This is a genomic window from Ruegeria sp. CDSC054 (genome assembly GCF_059610645.1).
This window is the reverse complement of sequence record NZ_JBXWOA010000029.1, coordinates 1-16,970: the sequence shown is the minus strand read 5'-3', so window position 1 is coordinate 16,970 and position 16,970 is coordinate 1. Positions and strand designations below refer to the sequence as shown.

General features: G+C 57.2%; 17 protein-coding genes and 1 tRNA gene. 7 read left to right on the top strand and 11 right to left on the bottom strand.

Annotated elements, in window-relative coordinates; translation table 11 throughout:
• The first annotated feature begins 153 nt into the window (after window positions 1-153).
• Window positions 154-2,004 carry an amidohydrolase family protein gene (locus tag AC2FGC_RS23900; protein WP_496725954.1) on the top strand — a complete coding sequence of 617 codons (1,851 nt, stop codon included), beginning with the start codon at window positions 154-156 and terminating at the stop codon, window positions 2,002-2,004.
• 134 nt (window positions 2,005-2,138) lie between these two features.
• On the opposite strand, the gene AC2FGC_RS23895 is transcribed toward AC2FGC_RS23900, so the two are convergent.
• Window positions 2,139-2,214 (bottom strand) — tRNA-Val (locus tag AC2FGC_RS23895).
• 262 nt (window positions 2,215-2,476) lie between these two features.
• Between AC2FGC_RS23895 and modA the strand changes: the two genes are divergently transcribed.
• The 3 genes from modA to modC are packed head-to-tail and all read left to right on the top strand — an operon-like array spanning window position 2,477 to window position 5,041.
• Entirely contained in the window at window positions 2,477-3,250 is a 774-nt protein-coding gene (modA, locus tag AC2FGC_RS23890) for a molybdate ABC transporter substrate-binding protein (RefSeq protein WP_496783639.1), read from the top strand.
• A 4-nt stretch (window positions 3,251-3,254) separates the two neighbouring features.
• The gene (modB, locus tag AC2FGC_RS23885) at window positions 3,255-3,947 is read left to right on the top strand and encodes a molybdate ABC transporter permease subunit (protein WP_496725955.1); all 693 of its coding nucleotides are present in this window, start codon (window positions 3,255-3,257) and stop codon (window positions 3,945-3,947) included.
• Window positions 3,944-5,041: a molybdenum ABC transporter ATP-binding protein gene (modC, locus tag AC2FGC_RS23880; RefSeq protein WP_496783637.1), complete on the top strand. Its 1,098-nt coding sequence runs from the start codon at window positions 3,944-3,946 to the stop codon at window positions 5,039-5,041. The genes modB and modC overlap by 4 nt, the downstream gene beginning before the upstream one ends.
• Here modC and AC2FGC_RS23875 read toward each other — a convergent pair.
• Both AC2FGC_RS23875 and AC2FGC_RS23870 read right to left on the bottom strand, forming a co-directional pair.
• Window positions 5,038-5,931 carry a Hint domain-containing protein gene (locus tag AC2FGC_RS23875; protein WP_496725957.1) on the bottom strand — a complete coding sequence of 298 codons (894 nt, stop codon included), beginning with the start codon at window positions 5,929-5,931 and terminating at the stop codon, window positions 5,038-5,040. The two genes, modC and AC2FGC_RS23875, sit on opposite strands and share 4 nt — an antisense overlap.
• A 1-nt stretch (window position 5,932) precedes the next feature.
• Window positions 5,933-6,445, bottom strand: coding sequence for a toxin-activating lysine-acyltransferase (locus AC2FGC_RS23870; RefSeq protein WP_496783635.1), 513 nt, complete (start codon window positions 6,443-6,445; stop codon window positions 5,933-5,935).
• Between the two features lie 180 nt (window positions 6,446-6,625).
• Between AC2FGC_RS23870 and AC2FGC_RS23865 the strand changes: the two genes are divergently transcribed.
• Window positions 6,626-7,036 (top strand): hypothetical protein, encoded by a 411-nt coding sequence (locus AC2FGC_RS23865; RefSeq protein WP_496783633.1) that lies wholly within the window; start codon window positions 6,626-6,628, stop codon window positions 7,034-7,036.
• 4 nt (window positions 7,037-7,040) lie between these two features.
• Here the strand turns inward: AC2FGC_RS23865 and hemF are convergent, their stop codons facing one another.
• From hemF to clpS, 4 genes are read right to left on the bottom strand one after another with little or no spacing between them, the layout of a single operon-like run.
• On the bottom strand, window positions 7,041-7,925 hold the full coding sequence (hemF, locus tag AC2FGC_RS23860; protein WP_496725960.1) for an oxygen-dependent coproporphyrinogen oxidase: 885 nt from the start codon (window positions 7,923-7,925) through the stop codon (window positions 7,041-7,043).
• 5 nt (window positions 7,926-7,930) lie between these two features.
• Window positions 7,931-8,731 (bottom strand): SDR family NAD(P)-dependent oxidoreductase, encoded by an 801-nt coding sequence (locus tag AC2FGC_RS23855; protein ID WP_496725961.1) that lies wholly within the window; start codon window positions 8,729-8,731, stop codon window positions 7,931-7,933.
• A gap of 37 nt (window positions 8,732-8,768) precedes the next feature.
• Window positions 8,769-9,734 (bottom strand): class I SAM-dependent methyltransferase, encoded by a 966-nt coding sequence (locus tag AC2FGC_RS23850; protein ID WP_496725962.1) that lies wholly within the window; start codon window positions 9,732-9,734, stop codon window positions 8,769-8,771.
• A gap of 32 nt (window positions 9,735-9,766) precedes the next feature.
• A complete protein-coding gene (gene clpS / locus AC2FGC_RS23845) occupies window positions 9,767-10,108 on the bottom strand; it encodes an ATP-dependent Clp protease adapter ClpS (RefSeq protein WP_058271961.1) in 342 nt (113 codons plus the stop codon).
• Between the two features lie 91 nt (window positions 10,109-10,199).
• Between clpS and AC2FGC_RS23840 the strand changes: the two genes are divergently transcribed.
• Together AC2FGC_RS23840 and AC2FGC_RS23835 are read left to right on the top strand one after the other, a co-directional pair.
• A complete protein-coding gene (locus AC2FGC_RS23840; protein WP_496725963.1) occupies window positions 10,200-10,901 on the top strand; it encodes an HAD family hydrolase in 702 nt (233 codons plus the stop codon).
• 281 nt (window positions 10,902-11,182) lie between these two features.
• Complete coding sequence (locus AC2FGC_RS23835; RefSeq protein WP_496725964.1) at window positions 11,183-12,568, top strand: D-alanyl-D-alanine carboxypeptidase family protein; 1,386 nt, start codon at window positions 11,183-11,185, stop codon at window positions 12,566-12,568.
• A 59-nt stretch (window positions 12,569-12,627) separates the two neighbouring features.
• On the opposite strand, the gene AC2FGC_RS23830 is transcribed toward AC2FGC_RS23835, so the two are convergent.
• From AC2FGC_RS23830 to AC2FGC_RS23815, 4 genes are all read right to left on the bottom strand, one after another.
• A complete protein-coding gene (locus tag AC2FGC_RS23830; RefSeq protein WP_496725965.1) occupies window positions 12,628-13,875 on the bottom strand; it encodes a hypothetical protein in 1,248 nt (415 codons plus the stop codon).
• Window positions 13,876-14,020: 145 nt separating this feature from the next.
• Window positions 14,021-14,782 (bottom strand): LamB/YcsF family protein, encoded by a 762-nt coding sequence (locus tag AC2FGC_RS23825; RefSeq protein WP_496725966.1) that lies wholly within the window; start codon window positions 14,780-14,782, stop codon window positions 14,021-14,023.
• Window positions 14,783-14,794: 12 nt separating this feature from the next.
• Window positions 14,795-15,793 (bottom strand): 5-oxoprolinase subunit C family protein, encoded by a 999-nt coding sequence (locus tag AC2FGC_RS23820; protein ID WP_496725967.1) that lies wholly within the window; start codon window positions 15,791-15,793, stop codon window positions 14,795-14,797.
• Window positions 15,790-16,545 carry a 5-oxoprolinase subunit B family protein gene (locus AC2FGC_RS23815; protein WP_496725968.1) on the bottom strand — a complete coding sequence of 252 codons (756 nt, stop codon included), beginning with the start codon at window positions 16,543-16,545 and terminating at the stop codon, window positions 15,790-15,792. Before AC2FGC_RS23815 ends, AC2FGC_RS23820 begins: the two co-directional genes overlap by 4 nt.
• Between the last annotated feature and the right edge of the window lie 425 nt (window positions 16,546-16,970).

The window sequence follows — 16,970 nt, the reverse complement described above, 5'->3', positions numbered from 1 at the left end:
CTGCAGTTCATTTCTAACCCGCTGCAAAACCCCACTCAGGACAGCATTACGCTGTTCGGCCTAAGAACCCGGATCGTATTCTAATTTGGGTCGAAAGCAGACGCCAATAACAACGATACATTCAGTTTTGTAAATAAAAGGGAGGATCTGTCCATGCGTACCTTGTTTCTGGCTGGTACGTTGTCTGTGTGTTCGACATTGTGCGTCGCGCAAACTTACGACGTTGTCATTCTCAACGGACGGGTAATGGACCCGGAAACCGGGTTCGATCAGATCGCTAACGTGGGAATAAGCAACGGCTGGATCACTGCAATTACTGACGAAGAAATTAATGGTAGCGAGTCCATCGACGCGACAGGGCACGTTGTTGCCCCCGGGTTTATCGATCTCGAGCAGCATGGACTGGACCCTTGGGGTATCAAGGTAAACCTTCGTGATGGCGTTACGACTCAAATGGATTTTGAGGTTGGGGCAGCGAACATCGACGAATGGTATAGTGTGCGCGAAGGCGCAACACAGGCAAACTATGGTACGGTCGTTGGGCAAGAATTCGCACGGATGCGGGTTCATGACGGCCTCGTGCTTGAAGGTGGGGATATAGACTTCCGGAACTTCTTCGCACTGCGGGCGCAATCCGTGGAAGATGGCGTCGAGGGGTGGTCTTCTGTTCCAAGCAACCGTGAGCAGATGAACGAAATCACTGCCCAGTTGGATGAGGGACTACGTCTTGGAGCACTCGGTGTGGGATCGACCATCGGCTACGCCCGCGAAGGTATTACAACCTATGAGATGTTCGAAGCACAGCGGGCTGCGGCGCGTTACGGTAGACTGACTTCCGTCCATCACCGATTTCATCCCAGTGCTTCGACGCCGACAGAAACACAGACGGGTGTAAATGAGATTTTGGTCAATGCGATGGTGCTTAGCGCACCGCTCCACATACACCATGACAATGACTATGGCTGGTGGGAGAACCAGGAAAAACTCCAGATGGCGCGCGACCAAGGCTACAACGTCTGGTCCAGCTACTATCCTTGGACCGCCGGATCGGGAAACTACGGCGCGTCGATCATCGCCCCTGAAAACTGGGAAGGTTCGATGGGGTACAAATACGAAGACACCATCTTTGACCCCCAGCTCGATCGCTTCGTGACAAAAGACGAGTTTTTGAGCTTCGCTGAGAATGAACCGGGACGCACGGCAATTGTTTTTAGTCCGCCAAGGGAGCAATGGCTGAATGATTGGATCACCATCGCAGGCTATGGCATCTCGGGCGACGGCATGGCCGGGCTAGACATCGAGGGCAACTTGATGAGTTGGGATGCCCCCTATGAAGACTATGCTGGGCATCCTCGGTCAGCAGGCAGCCACGCGCTTGTTTTGAGACTGGCACGTGAAGCGAATGTGCCGCTAATGCTCACACTCACTCAGTTAAGTTACATCCATGCGAAACGATTGGGTGACACAGGGTTGCGCGCAATGCAGGTGCGTGGGCGTATGCAGGAAGGCATGGTCGCGGACATCACGATTTTCGATCCGGTATCAGTGACCGAAAAGGCGAATTATACGCTCGGTCAGCAAGGTCTTCCGTCAGAGGGTATTCCTTACGTGCTTGTTAACGGCACAATTGTTGTTAGGAACAGCGAAGTGCAACGAGATGTTTATGCCGGACAGCCGATCCGGTTTCCAGTTGAGGAGAGCGGGCGTTTCGTTCCGGCTGGTCGCGAACAGATCATGGGTATTCTCACACCGGATACCGGCACTGCACGTCCAACATTGCTCGAAGATATCACGAACAGTGAAGCCAATTTAACACCTGTCGCGCCACCGACTAATCAGTTTGCGTCGGTAGAGCCGACCAACCCCTTTGATTGGTTTACACCTCGCAACGGTCTAGATGACAGCAACTTATTCTTTTGCGTCGTGCATGCTCGCTTCGAGGACCGCGCAACAGCGAAACGTGATTATGCGAAGGCTATGTTGTCTAAAGCTGGGGGGCAATAAACTCGAGCTAATAGAGAAACACAGAGCAAACTACCTACCAGAATGCAGAGACGATGCGCAGCGAACACAGTTCCACGGGCGGCACAGCAATAAGTGCTAGTCGCATAAGCCCTTGATACATTGCGAGGATGAATTGGTGGGTGATGAGAGACTCGAACTCCCGACATCTTCGGTGTAAACGAAGCGCTCTACCAACTGAGCTAATCACCCGTGACGGTGCATGTAGCCAAGCCTGCGCCCGGGTGCAAGAGGGTCCGGCAGTTTTTCTTTCCCAGAATCTGATTTGTTCGCCATTGGTAATTCAATCCGGCGGGAAATTCGCCGTGCTTTGTGTTGTGGGGTCGTTTCGATTGTGTGGGGGCTGTCGTTTTACGTTCTGCCTCGTAGGTGATTGCAAAGGCGCTTGCGTGTCACCTACCGCCTCAGATATCCCCAAAGGAACTGCAACTTTCCAGGCGGGAGAAAACCGATCCTGTCCCACGCGCGCCGAGTTCTGATCGCGGCCCTGGTTCTGGGCGCTTTGACGCTGGCCCCGCTTCGCGCGGGGGCTGAGGGGATTTTGGTGTTTGCAGCGGCCAGCCTCAAGACCGCGTTTGATGAGGTGGCATCTGATTTTGAGCAAGAAACTGGGCAGGGCGTAACCGTCTCTTACGCGGCGTCGTCCGTTCTTGCGCGCCAAATTCAATTGGGTGCCCCGGCAGATCTGTTCATTTCCGCTAATGTGGACTGGATGAATGTGCTGCAAGAACAGGGCCTGATTAACCCCACTACGCGTGTAGATCTGCTGGGCAATGGCCTGGTTCTGGTCGCTGGGGACGAAGGGGCTGACATTGGTGAAATGCGGCCCGGAGTCGCTTTGGCCTCCGCACTGGATGGTGGATACCTGGCCATGGCGCTGGTTGATGCCGTGCCGGCAGGGATCTACGGAAAGGCGGCGTTGGAGAGCTTGGGGCTGTGGCAGGGTGTTCAGGCTCAGGTCGCGCAAACAGATAATGTGCGTGCAGCCCTTGCACTGGTTGCCACTGGTGCGGCCCCTATGGGGATCGTCTACCGATCCGATGCGCAGGTCGAGGGACGAGTTCGGGTCATCGCCGAGTTTTCGCCTGGCCTGCATCCGCCCATCATCTACCCTGCAGCAGTGACGACAGCAGGTGCAGACGGCGCGCAGGTGTTTATGAAGTACCTGCAATCTCAGACCGCGCGGGCCGTGTTTGAAAAGCAGGGTTTCACCCTGCCGAACGGATAGCGGCATGGGGTGGTTGGGACCTGCAGAGCTTGAGGCACTGAAACTGTCGCTGCGCGTTTCGTTTTGGGCAACGCTGGTGACATTGCCCTTGGGCATATTCGTTGCCTACGCGCTGGCCCGTTGGCGGTTTCCGGGTCGGCAGGTCTTGAATGGGCTGGTGCATCTACCCTTGATCTTGCCACCGGTGGTGACCGGCTATCTGCTTCTTCTGACCTTTGGAATTCAGGGGCCGCTGGGCAAGTTGCTGGCAGAGATCGGAATTGTAGTGGCGTTTCGTTGGACCGGGGCTGCCCTTGCCGCGGGTATTATGGCATTTCCGCTGATGGTGCGGGCCATACGCCTGTCGATCGAAGCTGTGGACCCCAAACTGGAACAGGCCGGGGCGACACTAGGTGCATCGCGCCTGTTTGTATTTGTAACGGTGACCCTTCCGATGATCCTGCCCGGCGTAATCGCCGGGGCAATACTGGCCTTTGCCAAAGCGATGGGAGAGTTCGGGGCCACGATTACCTTTGTGTCGAATATCCCCGGCCAGACGCAAACCCTGCCGTCGGCGGTCTATGCCTTTCTGCAAGTCCCGGGCGGCGAAGCAGCGGCCACCCGTTTGGTGGTTATTTCGATCGTGGTTGCCATGAGCGCGCTGCTGTTGTCCGAGTTCATTGGGCGGCGTGTCGCTGCACGGGTGGCCGGATCATGAGCCTGTCTGTTCGCCTGCAGCACGATCTACCCGACCTCAAGCTGGATCTGAGTTTTGATGCGCCACCCGGTGTGACGGTTCTGTTTGGGCGGTCCGGGTCTGGAAAGACAACCATTGTAAATGCAGTCGCCGGTTTGGTGAAACCCATGGCCGGTCGGGTTGCTGTAGACGAGTGGGAGTTGTTCGACACCGCGCAAGGCCTCTGGTTGCCGCCGCACAAAAGACGGCTGGGGTACATTTTTCAGGAAGGCCGTCTTTTTCCACATCTCACCGTGCGCCAGAATCTATTCTATGGGAAATGGTTTGCACCTAAGAGCGCGCGCCGCGAAAGCCCGGACAAAGTGATCGAAATGCTGGGGATCGGGCACCTGTTGAACCGGCGCCCTGCGGGGTTGTCCGGTGGGGAAAAACAGCGTGTTGCCATTGGGCGCGCCCTTCTGGCCAGTCCGCGCCTGATCCTGGCAGATGAACCTCTAGCGGCTCTCGACGACGCACGAAAGGCCGAGATCCTGCCTTTCTTCGAACGGCTGCGGGATGAGGTTTCGGTGCCGATTCTGTACGTCACACACTCGGCTGCAGAAGTTGCGCGCTTGGCGACATCGGTTGTCGCTCTGCAAGAGGGTAAGGTCTTACGGCATGGACCCGCCTCCGAAGTATTGGCCGATCCGTCAGTCGCACCGGCTGGTGTGCGGGCCGTCGGTGCAGTGTTGCAGGTTCGGGTCGTCAAACATCATTCGGACGGGCTGACCGAGTTGGACGCAGGCGGGTCGCCCTTGTTTCTGCCCCGGATACCCCTGCAAATTGCGGAAGAACTGCGCATCCGCATTCCCGCGCAAGAGGTTATTCTGTCCAGCAAACGCCCCGAAGGACTTTCGGCCTTAAATGTTCTGGAAGGAACGGTCGACACGATCCGCGCGGGCGAGGGGCCGGGTGCGATTGTGTCCGTAAAAACGCCCGCGGGTTCTGTATTGGCCCGCGTCACCCGCCGCTCAGTCGAAGCGTTGGGGCTGGAACCGGGCAAACCCTGTTTTGCGGTCATCAAAACGGTCGCACTGGCACCGCAGGACGTGGGCGGGCACTTGCGCGGGGTCTAAGCCAGCGCGCGGGCTTCGAATTCTCGCAGGATCAGGCGGGCTGCCCGGCCGAAGCCCATCCTATTCGGCATGGCTGTGTCCGGGAAAATGGCGGCGAGTTCCTGCAATGCGTCCGAGGACAGAGTGTATAGGGATTCTTCGCCGAGATAGAGGCTTTCAGCCAGTGCGCCCTCGGCTGTCAGTATTTCGTGGTTATCCAGCAGGATGTGAAAATACTCGACCGGGTCATCCGAAGTGTCAATCGCGATACCTGGCCAGGAACAAAGGTGCTTGGCCGCAACCAGCGCGTCGGGCGTGCCAAACAAAAGCTCGACCTTTGGTCCGCTGACCAGAATGCGGTGCTGCTGTGATACCAGCAGATCGCGTTCGGGCTGTCCTGCGCCAAGGCTGCCGGCCTTGATCCGAACCGGGCGCATGGCCGGATTGTCACGTAATCGGTCCGGCGATAAGGCGCCGCTTTCCACCCACCGGATCGGTCGCAGCCCGCGATCTACGGTCATCACCTTGTCGCCAACACTCAGGGTTTCTATCTGTTGATTGCCTTTTTCAGCCAAGATCAAGGTGCCTGCAGTAAAGCACACGCCTTCAAGGGTGATGGTGATCTCTTGGGTCAGGTCATATGGTTGGAAGAAAAAGTCCAATCCGGTGACCCGTACCGTGAAGGTATCAGTGACCGTAGTCCCGAACGGGATATCGTCAAAATCGCTTTGATTGACCGTGTAGGTCCATTCGCCGGTATTTGGGTTAATGGAGGCCACGCCCAGTGATGGCTGATCAGAGATCGACCAGGATTGCGTCCGAGGAAAGCCGGTCAAGCCAAGATCGCCACTGGCCTGATTAGGGGGATCTCCGGTCACAAAGCCAGTTGTTGTCCCTACGATCGATACCATTTCAAGACCCCTCCATTTTCAGGACCTCACGAAATTCTTTCTTCCGGTAAACCTTCATGTGTACCTCCCCCGCGTCGTCGCGGGTCCACTCCACGATGCGATTTCGGGTCAGGTCGCTGTCCATCCGATTGGTTCGGACCCGGGGGTGGGGGATTTCCTTCTTCAAAATGTCGACGATCTGGTTGGTCTGTCCAAATGGGGCCACGAGGTCGACGATCCAGAAGGACGTGCCGCTGGCAAAATCCGTATCCTTCAGTGGCTTTTCCTGAATGGCATACCGACGCTCGGCTTCGCGGCTGAGACCTGCGAAAGTCACAAACCCGCGCGGGAAACCGTTCTGCCGGAAAATGTGGTACTGGTTCAACCGAAAAGGCGTTTCAAAGGCATAAAGCACCTGTCCAAGGGTGCGCGGTCTGTGTGTATTGGTCAGCGATGCAAGATAGAACATGGCGCCGAAATCCGCGTATTTTTCGGACGGGATATCAAACCAGTCATTTGGAAACGCTTTGCTCAAAACTAACCCCAGACAATATATGCCTTGATCCTATTTGCTTAAGATCCAAAATGATACTGTTTTGCCTGTATGTGCCGTGTCGGGATCCTGTCGGACAAAATCCCGAAAATGGCGCCGCTTTACTCGGACCACGTGTCCGGTATGATCTTGAATAATTGTTTCGAAACAGGAATTGCCATTATGCGAGTTTTGAAAATAGCGGCCCTGGCAACATTTGCGGTGTCGCCTGTATCTGCACAGGGAATTGGGATCGGAATCGGCGCTTACCCAGGTTTCAAAACCACAGTCACGCCTATGAACAACGGTGTATACGAGGTCGCCGTCAGCGGGTCTTCCGCCCCGGTCTCGTATTGGTGCGGGATAGGGGACTTTGCTATTCGCAGCCTGAGAACCAAAGCAACTCAGCGTATCTACATTGTCCGCGCCTACGAAAAGGGCGTGCGCACGGTGCAGTTTTCACTTACCCCACCCGATGGGGTCGATACCACGCCGGGATATTCGATTACCGTAAAACGTGTGGGTGAGAACATGTCGGCGGGGTCCGCGCAGGGCTATTGCTTTGACAACTTCCTGGATTTTGGGTTCCGCTAATCTATCAGGTCCATTTTGCCATTGGCGGAAGGCTCATCAGCACCGCATCCGGGTCATGGCCGGTTTCCAGCCCGAATTTTGTGCCCCGGTCGTAGACGAGGTTGTATTCGGCATAAAGGCCCCGATGCACCAGTTGCGTGTCTTTGGCCGTCTCATCAAACTCCTGAACTCGGCGCTTTTCCACCAATGGCAGGAAGGCAGGCAGGAATGCGCGACCGATGTCCTGGGTCAACGCGAAGTCTGCGGCCCAGTCTCCGGTGCAATAGTCATCCATGAATATCCCGCCCACGCCTCGGGCGCGCTTGCGGTGGGGGATATAGAAATACTCATCAGCCCAGTCTTTCAGGCGGGGATAATGGCCGGGACCATGCGGATCCAGATGCGCCTTTTGGGTGGCGTGAAAATGCGCTGTGTCCTCATCATACTCGATGCAGGGATTCAGGTCCGAACCGCCGCCGAACCACCATGCGTGCGGGGTCCAGAACATGCGGGTGTTCATATGAACGGCCGGTACATGCGGGTTTTGCATATGCGCGACCAGAGAGATGCCCGACGCCCAGAAACGCGGATCTTCGGTCATGCCCGGAATCCCCTTGCGCGCCGCCATGGCCTGTTGCGCTCGCACGCCCAAAGTGCCGTATACGGTCGAGACATTGACGCCGACCTTTTCAAAGACCCGCCCGCCACGCATCACGGACATCAACCCGCCGCCCGCATCGCTGCCGTCCTCGGATTGGCGTTTGGTTTCCTTGACCTCGAACCGGCCAGGTGCTGCGTCTGCAAAAGGGCCAGAGCTGTGGGTGTCTTCAAGTGCCTCAAACGCGGCGACGATGTTATCGCGCAATTGGCGGAACCACGCGGCGGCGGTTGATTTTTCGGTATTGAACATGGGGATTAATGGGCCGGGGCTGCGACGGGGTCTAGCAAGGTGCGACCGCCATCAATTGTCAGAATTTGTCCGGTGATGAAACCGGCCGCGTCCGAGGCCAGGAACTGCGCCGTCTCGGTCAGTTCATTTGGGGCCGCGATCCGGGCCAGGGGCGTATGTTTCTCGATATCGTTGCGAAAGTCCCGATTTTCCTTGAGCGTGGACTGCAGCGAGGCGCTCATGACCGATCCCAGCGCGATGGAATTGACCCGGATCCGTTTTGGGGCAAGGGCAACGGCCAGCGAACGTGTCATCTGATCCAGCGCGGCGGTGGATACGGAATAGGCCATCAGATCGGGGTGGGTGCGCCGCGCCGCGATTGAAGACAGGTTAATGATCGACCCGGCGGGTCCTTCGTCAGTGTCGCCTGCCTGTTTTATCATGCGTTTGGCGACCGACTGGCTTAGGCGCAGCGCAGGCATCAGGTTCTGATTGAGCAGCATGCGCACGGAATCGTCGTCCGCATCCAGCGGATCAGACGGGATCACCTGCCGCGCGCCATTAATCAGAATGTCCACCTGATCAAACGCATCAAGCGTGGCAGACAGCAGGTTCGCGATGGTCAGCTTTTCCCGAAGGTCGCCGGCGAAAAACCGGATGTTGCTGTCATCGGCCTGTTCGCCAAGTTCGTCGGACAGCCGTTTTTCGTCCATGTCGGCAAACATGACATTGGCCCCGGCATCCGCAAAATGGCGCCCGATGGCCAGCCCGACACCATTGGCGCTGCCTGTGACAATGGCGGTCTTGCCAGCTATGGAAAAGGACATGCGTTGTCTCCTGATTTGCGGCGCAGGTTAACCGGGATCACCGTCGAGGGCGAGAGGCGTGAAACACCTTGAACCGATTGTCACCGGACACCTCGTGAACCTGTGCGAAATTCTCGGCCAGCGTGACCTCGTAGGGTAGGTGGCGATTTGCGACCATCCACAGATTGCCGCTCCGGGTCAGGTTTCTAGCTGCGGATTTGATAAAGCCCTGACCCAGTTCAGGGTCGGCGGCGCGCAATGTGTGGAACGGAGGGTTCATGATCACTGTGTCCAACGGTTCCGGCGCGTTCCACGTGACGGCGTCGGCCCAGTGGAACTGCGCGCAGGTCTCGGCCAAATTGGCGCGTGCGCAGGTAAGGGCAATCTGATCGGCCTCGACCAGATGTAACGCGCGCGGATTGGCGGCCTTTAACGCACCTGCCGCGAGATACCCCCAGCCAGCGCCCAAGTCAGCGATCCTTGCGCCTAGCTTTTCGGGCAATGCATTCAGCAGCAGGGCTGAGGCAGGGTCTATCCCATCAGCAGAGAACACGCCGGGCGCGGTCTGAAAACCATCGACTGTCTGGTTGTCCGGGGCGGCCCAGTCGGCAAAAGCCTCGCGCTCGGATTGGAACCAGAATATCTTGCCGTGTGCCTTGGCGATGGGCCCCTCGACGTCAACGCGTTTGCGGATGTCTTTCAGCAGGCTGTCGACACCGTCGGTTTTGGCACCGTCTATGACAATCAGTCCGCTTGCCCGCTGACAGGCCTGATGCACCATGCTGCGCGCCAGCGCCTTGGCGCGGGGCAGGATCACGATGGCATCCTGACAAGGGTCGTGGGCGTCCGGCACGGCGGTAAAGCCCTGTCCGGCAAAGTGGTCGTGAAACGGTTTGAATGGCTGCACCACCTGCGTTTCACGCGGCAGGGCCGACAGATCGCTGTCGGATGTCGGCCCAAGCACGCTGAGTGGTTGCGAGAGCTCAAGGCCGCTTTGCAGGGCAAGATCAAGACGAGGGGACATCGGCAAATATGAGAGAGAAGGCTAAGGCGGCCTTACTCTTCCCGTTCCATTGTGCATTGCAGGGGGTGCTGGTGCCTGCGGGCAAAGTCCATGACCTGGCCCACTTTGGTTTCGGCGATCTCATGGCTGAACACGCCAACCACGGCGACGCCTTTCTTGTGAACGATTAACATGATTTCGAACGCCTCGGCATGGGTCATGCCAAAGAAACGCTCCAGCACATGCACCACGAATTCCATCGGCGTGTAGTCGTCGTTCAGAAGCAGTACTTTGTACAACGGCGGGCGCTTGGTTTTAGGGCGCGTCTGTACCAACAGCGACGGATCATCGTCGTTGTCCGGTTGGTCAGACATCATCCATTTGTGTTCAGTCATTGCGCCTTTGTCCGATTCAGGCTTCGGTTTGTCTGATCGGTTATATAACGTGCATGGGGCCAGAGAAAAGAGCCAGCGGGACGTAATCGAAATGGAAAAAGCGCTGACCACAATCGGGTTCGACGCCGATGATACGCTTTGGCACAACGAGCGTTTTTTTAAACTGACGCAGACGCATTTCACGGAATTGCTGGCCGATCACGCCGATCGCGATCACCTGTTGGATCGACTGCTTGCTGCGGAAAAACGCAATATCCGTCACTATGGCTACGGAATCAAAGGCTTCACCCTGTCGATGATCGAAACCGCTATTGAGGTGACCGAGGACCGTGTTCCAGCCTCGGTTATCCGCCAGTTGGTCGAAGCGGGGCAGGACATGCTGGCCCACCCGATCGAGCTGTTACCTCACGCGCGGGAGGCCATCGAAGCGGTGTCTGATACGCATCGGGTGATTCTGATCACCAAGGGCGACCTGATAGATCAAGAGAGAAAGCTGGCGCAATCGGGGTTGGGTGAGCTCTTCGACGAGGTCGAGATCGTGTCCGAAAAATCGGCTCAAACCTACCGTGAAATCTTTGCGCGACATGGTGAAGGTTGTGATTCTGCAATGATGGTGGGCAATTCGATGCGATCCGATGTTGTCGCCCCAATTCAGGCCGGGTGTTGGGGCGTCTATGTGCCCCATGGGTTGGTCTGGGAGATTGAAAAGGCCGAAACCCCTGCGGACAATCCGCGATATAGCGAACTGCGGGACTTGGGCGAACTTGCTGATCTGGTTCAGCGCCTAAGTTGATGTTGCCAATTGGCCTCAGTTTTCAAAAAACGAGACGGGATTTACGTTAAGGGGTTCAATTTGCGTGGATGTGGTAGGTCACGGACTGTGCGTGTCTACATGTAGTGCCGTTTCGGACTCTTAACAAAACAGCGAATTTGCACGCTTTCGGTTTATTTCATGGGGTCTCTGTGTTAGCCTTGTCAGTAATAAAATATAATGAGCGCTGACCGGGAAAACCCGGCGGCCTGAGGTAGACAGAGGCAAAGATCGTGCAGGTTCGGCGGACAGTTCCGGCCCGAATGGGCTTATTTCTTTTAGCATTATTGTGGCTGCTCTCCTTCGCGCCGTTGCAGGGATTTGCGGCACCATATGCGGCGATGGTCATCGACGCGCGGACAGGCGAGGTTCTGCATTCGCGCAATGCCGACACCCGATTGCATCCGGCATCTCTGACCAAGATGATGACCCTCTACATCGCGTTTGAGGCGGTGCGGAACGGTGAGATCACCTTGGACACGCCGGTTCGAATCACAAAAAAGGCCTCTTCCGAGCCCCCCTCTAAGTTGGGCCTGCGTACCGGGCAAACGATTGCGTTCCGATATCTGATCCGGGCAGCTGCGGTGAAGTCGGCCAATGATGCCGCCACGGCCATTGGTATCGCGATCAGCGGTTCCGAGGCGGCATTCGCCCGTCGCATGACGCGCACGGCCAAGTCGATGGGTATGAGCCGCACAACGTTCAAGAACGCGCATGGCCTGACGGAATCAGGTCACTTGTCGACCGCGCGGGATATGACCACGTTGGGTCGCCATCTGCTTTATGATTACCCGCAGTACTACAACCTGTTTTCGCGCCAATCCACACATGCCGGGATCAAGACGGTTCCAAACACGAACCGTCGTCTGTTGGCAGCTTACAAAGGTGCGGACGGGATCAAGACCGGATACACGCGGGCTGCTGGCTTTAACCTGGTTGCATCGGCCAAACGCAAGGACGAACGCATTATCGCAACTGTCTTTGGTGGCAAATCCGGCGCATCGCGGAATGCAAAAGTGGCGGAGTTGCTGGACATGGGATTCCGCCGCGCCCCCTCGCGTGCCCCGATCCGCAAGCCGGCCCGTCCCACCTATGCCGGGAACGCGGGATTGGGCGCAACCGTCGCGGCGCTGACCATTGCGCCAAAATCCAGCCTGCGCCCCGTACTGCGCCCCGGACCGGGTGCCGCAGTTCAGGTTGCTGGCGCCGTGGCTGAGACGGCTGCCAAAAATGGCACGCGTATCAAGGATGGTATCGCCGCGGCGATTGCGGCGGCCGACATCCAACCGTCTGGTGACGGGGACTCAACCCGTCCCGCGGCACGGCCGGCTGATTTGGTTCTGGCCTCGACTGATCCGGCAGCCCAGCCCGAACCCGAGCAAGAGATCGTCACCCGCCTGTCCACATCGGGCGGGCGACTATGGGGTGTGAACGTAGGCCGCTATACCACCCGATATGAGGCGGAAAAGATCTTACTGAAAACCGCTCTGTCGGAAATGACCACTCTGGAAGGCACGCTGCGCAAGGTAAACCAAAGCTCGCGCGGCTTCGACGCGACATTCCAGGGCATGACCCGCGAACAGGCCGATCTGGCTTGTCGCCGGTTGCAGGCCCGGAATGTCACTTGTTTCATGATCGGGCCGTCATAAGGCTCGGCATACTCTCCTGAATGGATCTGGGCTGCGAGGAAACTCGCAGCCTTTTTTTGTCAGTCGAAGACGTGGCCGTGTTCGTATTGTTCATCCTGACCTGCCGCCGCGGTCAGGGCGGCAACGTTATCCTTGGTAAAGAACCCGTCATAGTGGTGACAGCGCTCGATATACTCAGTGATCAACAGCGTATACTTCGAATGCTTTGAGAATATCTGCTTGAGGTTCGGATCGTCCTTACACTCGCCCACCACATGAGCCAGGAACGGCACACCTTCATCTTTGAGTGTGTTGACCACAAAATCGACGTTCTTTTCACCCGCGCCGTGGTCGCCGTCCTGAATCTCGATTGCCATGTGGTGCAGGCGACGGCCAAAGTTACGCACGAAGTCCTCGGTCGGCATCGGCAACTGTTCAAAGGAATTGACGAAAGAGGGCGTGTTGTTCGCGGTGAAGACCTTGGCGGGGGATCTCTTATCATCGTCGACATTCGCGTTCCGGTTCACATTGGTCGACGAGTTCATGTCAAAGATGTTGTACGCGCCCCAAAAGTAATAGGGCACCATGGTCAAAAACTCGAGGATCGCGTCCTCACGCTCACCAGCCAGAATGCGTGTTGCAAGGTGGTCGACCCCCAGCATCAAAGGCGCGATTTTGCTGTCTGCCCCGAATGCCGCCGCCTGATCCAGTCGCGCCTGTTCGTCATTGCTCAGCAATATCCGGTCACCCAAACCAAGGCTGTCGGTGTCGTTGAAATCCAAGGATGAGTAGCCAACCCTGTTACAGGTGAAATCGGACGGAGACGTAAATCTGAACCCGTCCGATGTGTAGAACGGGTTTTCGGTGTCTCCCTTGTACTCAAACCTGATGTTCTGATCTTCAAGCGTTTTGGTCAGGGTCTTGAGGTCCGTGGCGCCATAAACCTCTCCGACATAGCGGGTCTGGGGGGTGTTGCGGGCCAGCGGGTACATACGGTTGATGCGCGGGATAAAGTCTTCGAAGGTCGCGCTGAGCGGAGCCATGACGATCATCGCGGGATAATCGGAGTGCGAATGCAGCACCGCAAATTTGTGCGTCTGGCCCAGATAGCTGGCCGTATGCCGGTAGGGTGTCATGACATAAAGCTCGATCAGCGTGTCGAACATCGCGTCCGGTTCAACCTGAATGATGATCGCCTGCATCGCCCCGACCTGGTCGGCCACGCCCGAGCTTTGGCGGCGTTCGTAGATCATCGGCAGATATTGGTGAAAGAACTCAGAGTTCTTTTTGTCGCCGCGCGGTTCATAATTCATCAGATCAAAAGACATTGGCCAGCCTCCTTGCCTATACCGGTCCAGCATGGCGTTGCTTGGAATTGTGGTATTCAGAACATGCACTTGCTGGTCATGCTAGGGTCTGAATTCCGTGCAGGCAACAGTCAGAGGATAGATCGTCAGGTTTAAGGCCTTCTTTCTACCGAATGAATTTTGTTACCTCGACCCCGCCGTCGATCAAGGACGTGCGAACCGAACGGGCGATTTGTACCGCGGTTGGGCCATCGCCATGCAAGCAAATCGTGTCGATGGATGTCTCCAACCGCTGGCCGCTTTCGGTGATGATGGCACCTTCGCGCACCATGTTCAGGATGCGCGGTCCGGCAATTTCGGGGTCATGAATAACCGCGCCGGGCAGGCTGCGATCGACAAGGGTTCCGTCGTCGTTATATGCCCGGTCCGCAAAGATCTCTCCGACCCATTTGCAATCTAGCTCGCGCACGGCCTCTTCCTGTTTGGTGACGGCCAGTACCATGATGATGATGTCGGGGTCGACGTCGAGCGCGCCCTGATAACAAGCCCGCGCCATGTCGATATCGACCGAGCACATGTTGGCCAGCGCCCCGTGCAGTTTCAGGTGCCGCACTTCGGTGCCAACGGCCTTGGCCATGCCGATCGCAGCGCCCAGTTGGTAACGAACCAGATTGCGTAAGGAATCATGGGGAACTTTCATATTCCGCCGGCCAAATCCCTGCAGGTCAGGAAAGCCCGGGTGCGCGCCGATCCCGACGCCGTTTTCCGCAGCCAGTGTCATCGTTTTGGCCATCACATCCGGGTCGCCGGCGTGAAAGCCACAAGCGATATTGGCAGAGGTGATAATCTTAAGCAGATTTTCATCATCGCCCATATTCCAGGGGCCAAAGCTTTCGCCCATATCGGCATTCAGATCGACGCTTGGCATACGTGGTACTCCCTAGTCGGTGGCGGAGATCATTCCGCCGATCAATTGGTAGGACAATAGGTTCGGGATGTCATGCGGATCGCGGACCAGCGGTTCGACTCGCATAGGTAGCCGGGCAAGTTCGGCATTGTGGGCGGTTTGCAGGGCTGTGGCCTCGTCCAGTGACACGAATTCGAACTTGATCCGCCCGCCCGCCGGGGTTTGTGCCGCGCGCGGAAGGTCACAAGGCAGAACCGTCGCGATACGGGGATAACCTCCAGTGGTCTGACATTCAGGCAACAGGATAAAGGGGCTGCCTGTTCCGGTCATCTGTATGTCACCGGGGGTAATGACCTCGGACAGAATGTTCAGCTGACCCTGAGCCGCGAAACCTTCGCCCTCGCTATCCAACTGCATCCCCATTCGGTTGGCCCGACTGCCACGCCGAAACTCGGTTTGCACAAAGCGGTCCAACGTTTCCTGATCGAACAGGGGGGTCTGAAAGCTGGCGATCACGCGTAGAACGCCACCCGAGAAGCGATCATCCGGGTTAAGCTTCATGCCCGTCACGCCTGATCCGTCGGCGACAGGCAATGTATCTCCGGTCTGAATGGTGCTTCCGATCTTGGCGGTCAAATGCGCTGAGCGTGATCCCAGAAAGGCTTCGGACGCGATCCCACCGCTGACATGCAGGTAGCCATAGGTCCCGCGCGTCGCAGCACCAATCACCAGCCGCTGCCCGGCTACCATCTGGTGCGACGCATTCCAGACCACAGGTGCGCCATCAATGCTGGCCTGCATCGGAGCACCTGTCAGAGCGATGCCGAGAGATTGCGTTGCCTCGAACTCGCCACCCATTCCCGCCATTTCCAAAGCGGCAAGTCCCGGGCTTTGACGCAGCAACGCTGCGCCCTCGTGCAGGGCCAGTTGGTCGGCGGCGCCGGATCGGGACAGCCCCTGATCCAGATACCCGACACGGCCCTGGTCTTGTATGGTGCAGGCCGGGCCAATGCGATGAACAATCAGACTCATCCCGCGATCTCCTCGCAGGTGGCCCCGCCTGAGCCGTCCGAGTTGTTGGCGCGGATGGTTTCCAGTTCGTCGCGCGAAACGGACAGGAACTGCATTTCATCCCCTGGCTTCAACGCAAAGCTCTGCGGTGCGTCGGGGCGAAAGCAGCGAAATGCGGTTTGGCCCACGTGCCGCCAGCCAGTCGGAGTGGGGCCCGAGAACAGTACGAATTGGGATATTGCCAACACCAAGGCCCCCTCTGGGACCATAGGCGTCAGTTCCTTCAGGCGCGGAATATTGAATTCAGGACCAAGCGGACCAAGGTACGGTTGCCCCGGTGCAAAGCCGATGGTCAATACGCGTACCTTTGTGTCGCTCAGCCGTCGAACGGCTTCCATGGAATCCAGCCCCGCCGCCGCCGCTGCCTCGTCCAGTTGCGGAGCAAGCTCGCCCCCATAAACTGTCGGGACCCGCCACAATTTTCGACCGGCAGGCAGTGGTGCCTCAAACCAATTTTGCTGTGCAAGTAGGTGTCGCACTCTATCTTGGACTTCAGCGCGAGGTAATTTGTCGGGATCGAACCTCAGGTAGGCCGATGCAAGCGATGCAGAGGTTTCGACAACACCGTTCCAGGATGCCGCGTCGATTGCGCCCCTAAAGGCCAGCGCCGCCCGGTTCGAGGGTTCGGCCATGGCATCGGCAAAGGAAACAAGAAGGCCGTCATAGCCTACGGTATTTATGCGTGGAAACATGTCGGCTGTATTGGTGGTCATTTCACGGCTAACCCGGGCATCTTACAGAGGCGACCACACAGCATCCCGGACTAATGCGCAAGCCCGGCGTGGGTAAAGACGCGCGGAATCTATACCTGAACTGAGTGCCGGCACGGTTTTTTGGGCCGATTCCGACTCATGGAATCGCTTCCGACTCGTTTGAGTCTTGTGGTGTGATTGGGTGCCCTGTCTATATATAGGGGTGCGCTTACTGGCGACGCGGACAGGTGTGGGTCCGACTTGTATTTCAACTGGTGAGATTGCTGTTCGAGGAGGCGGGTTGTGCGCCTTAAGATATTGATAAATATAGGTTAAGCGGAAAGATGGAAAAAAATCGCCCAGGACGTCATTTTCTGCTTGCGGACTTATGCGGTTATACTTAGAACCCCCTTCACCGGCGCTGCTGAGGCGGTGCTGACGGGTCG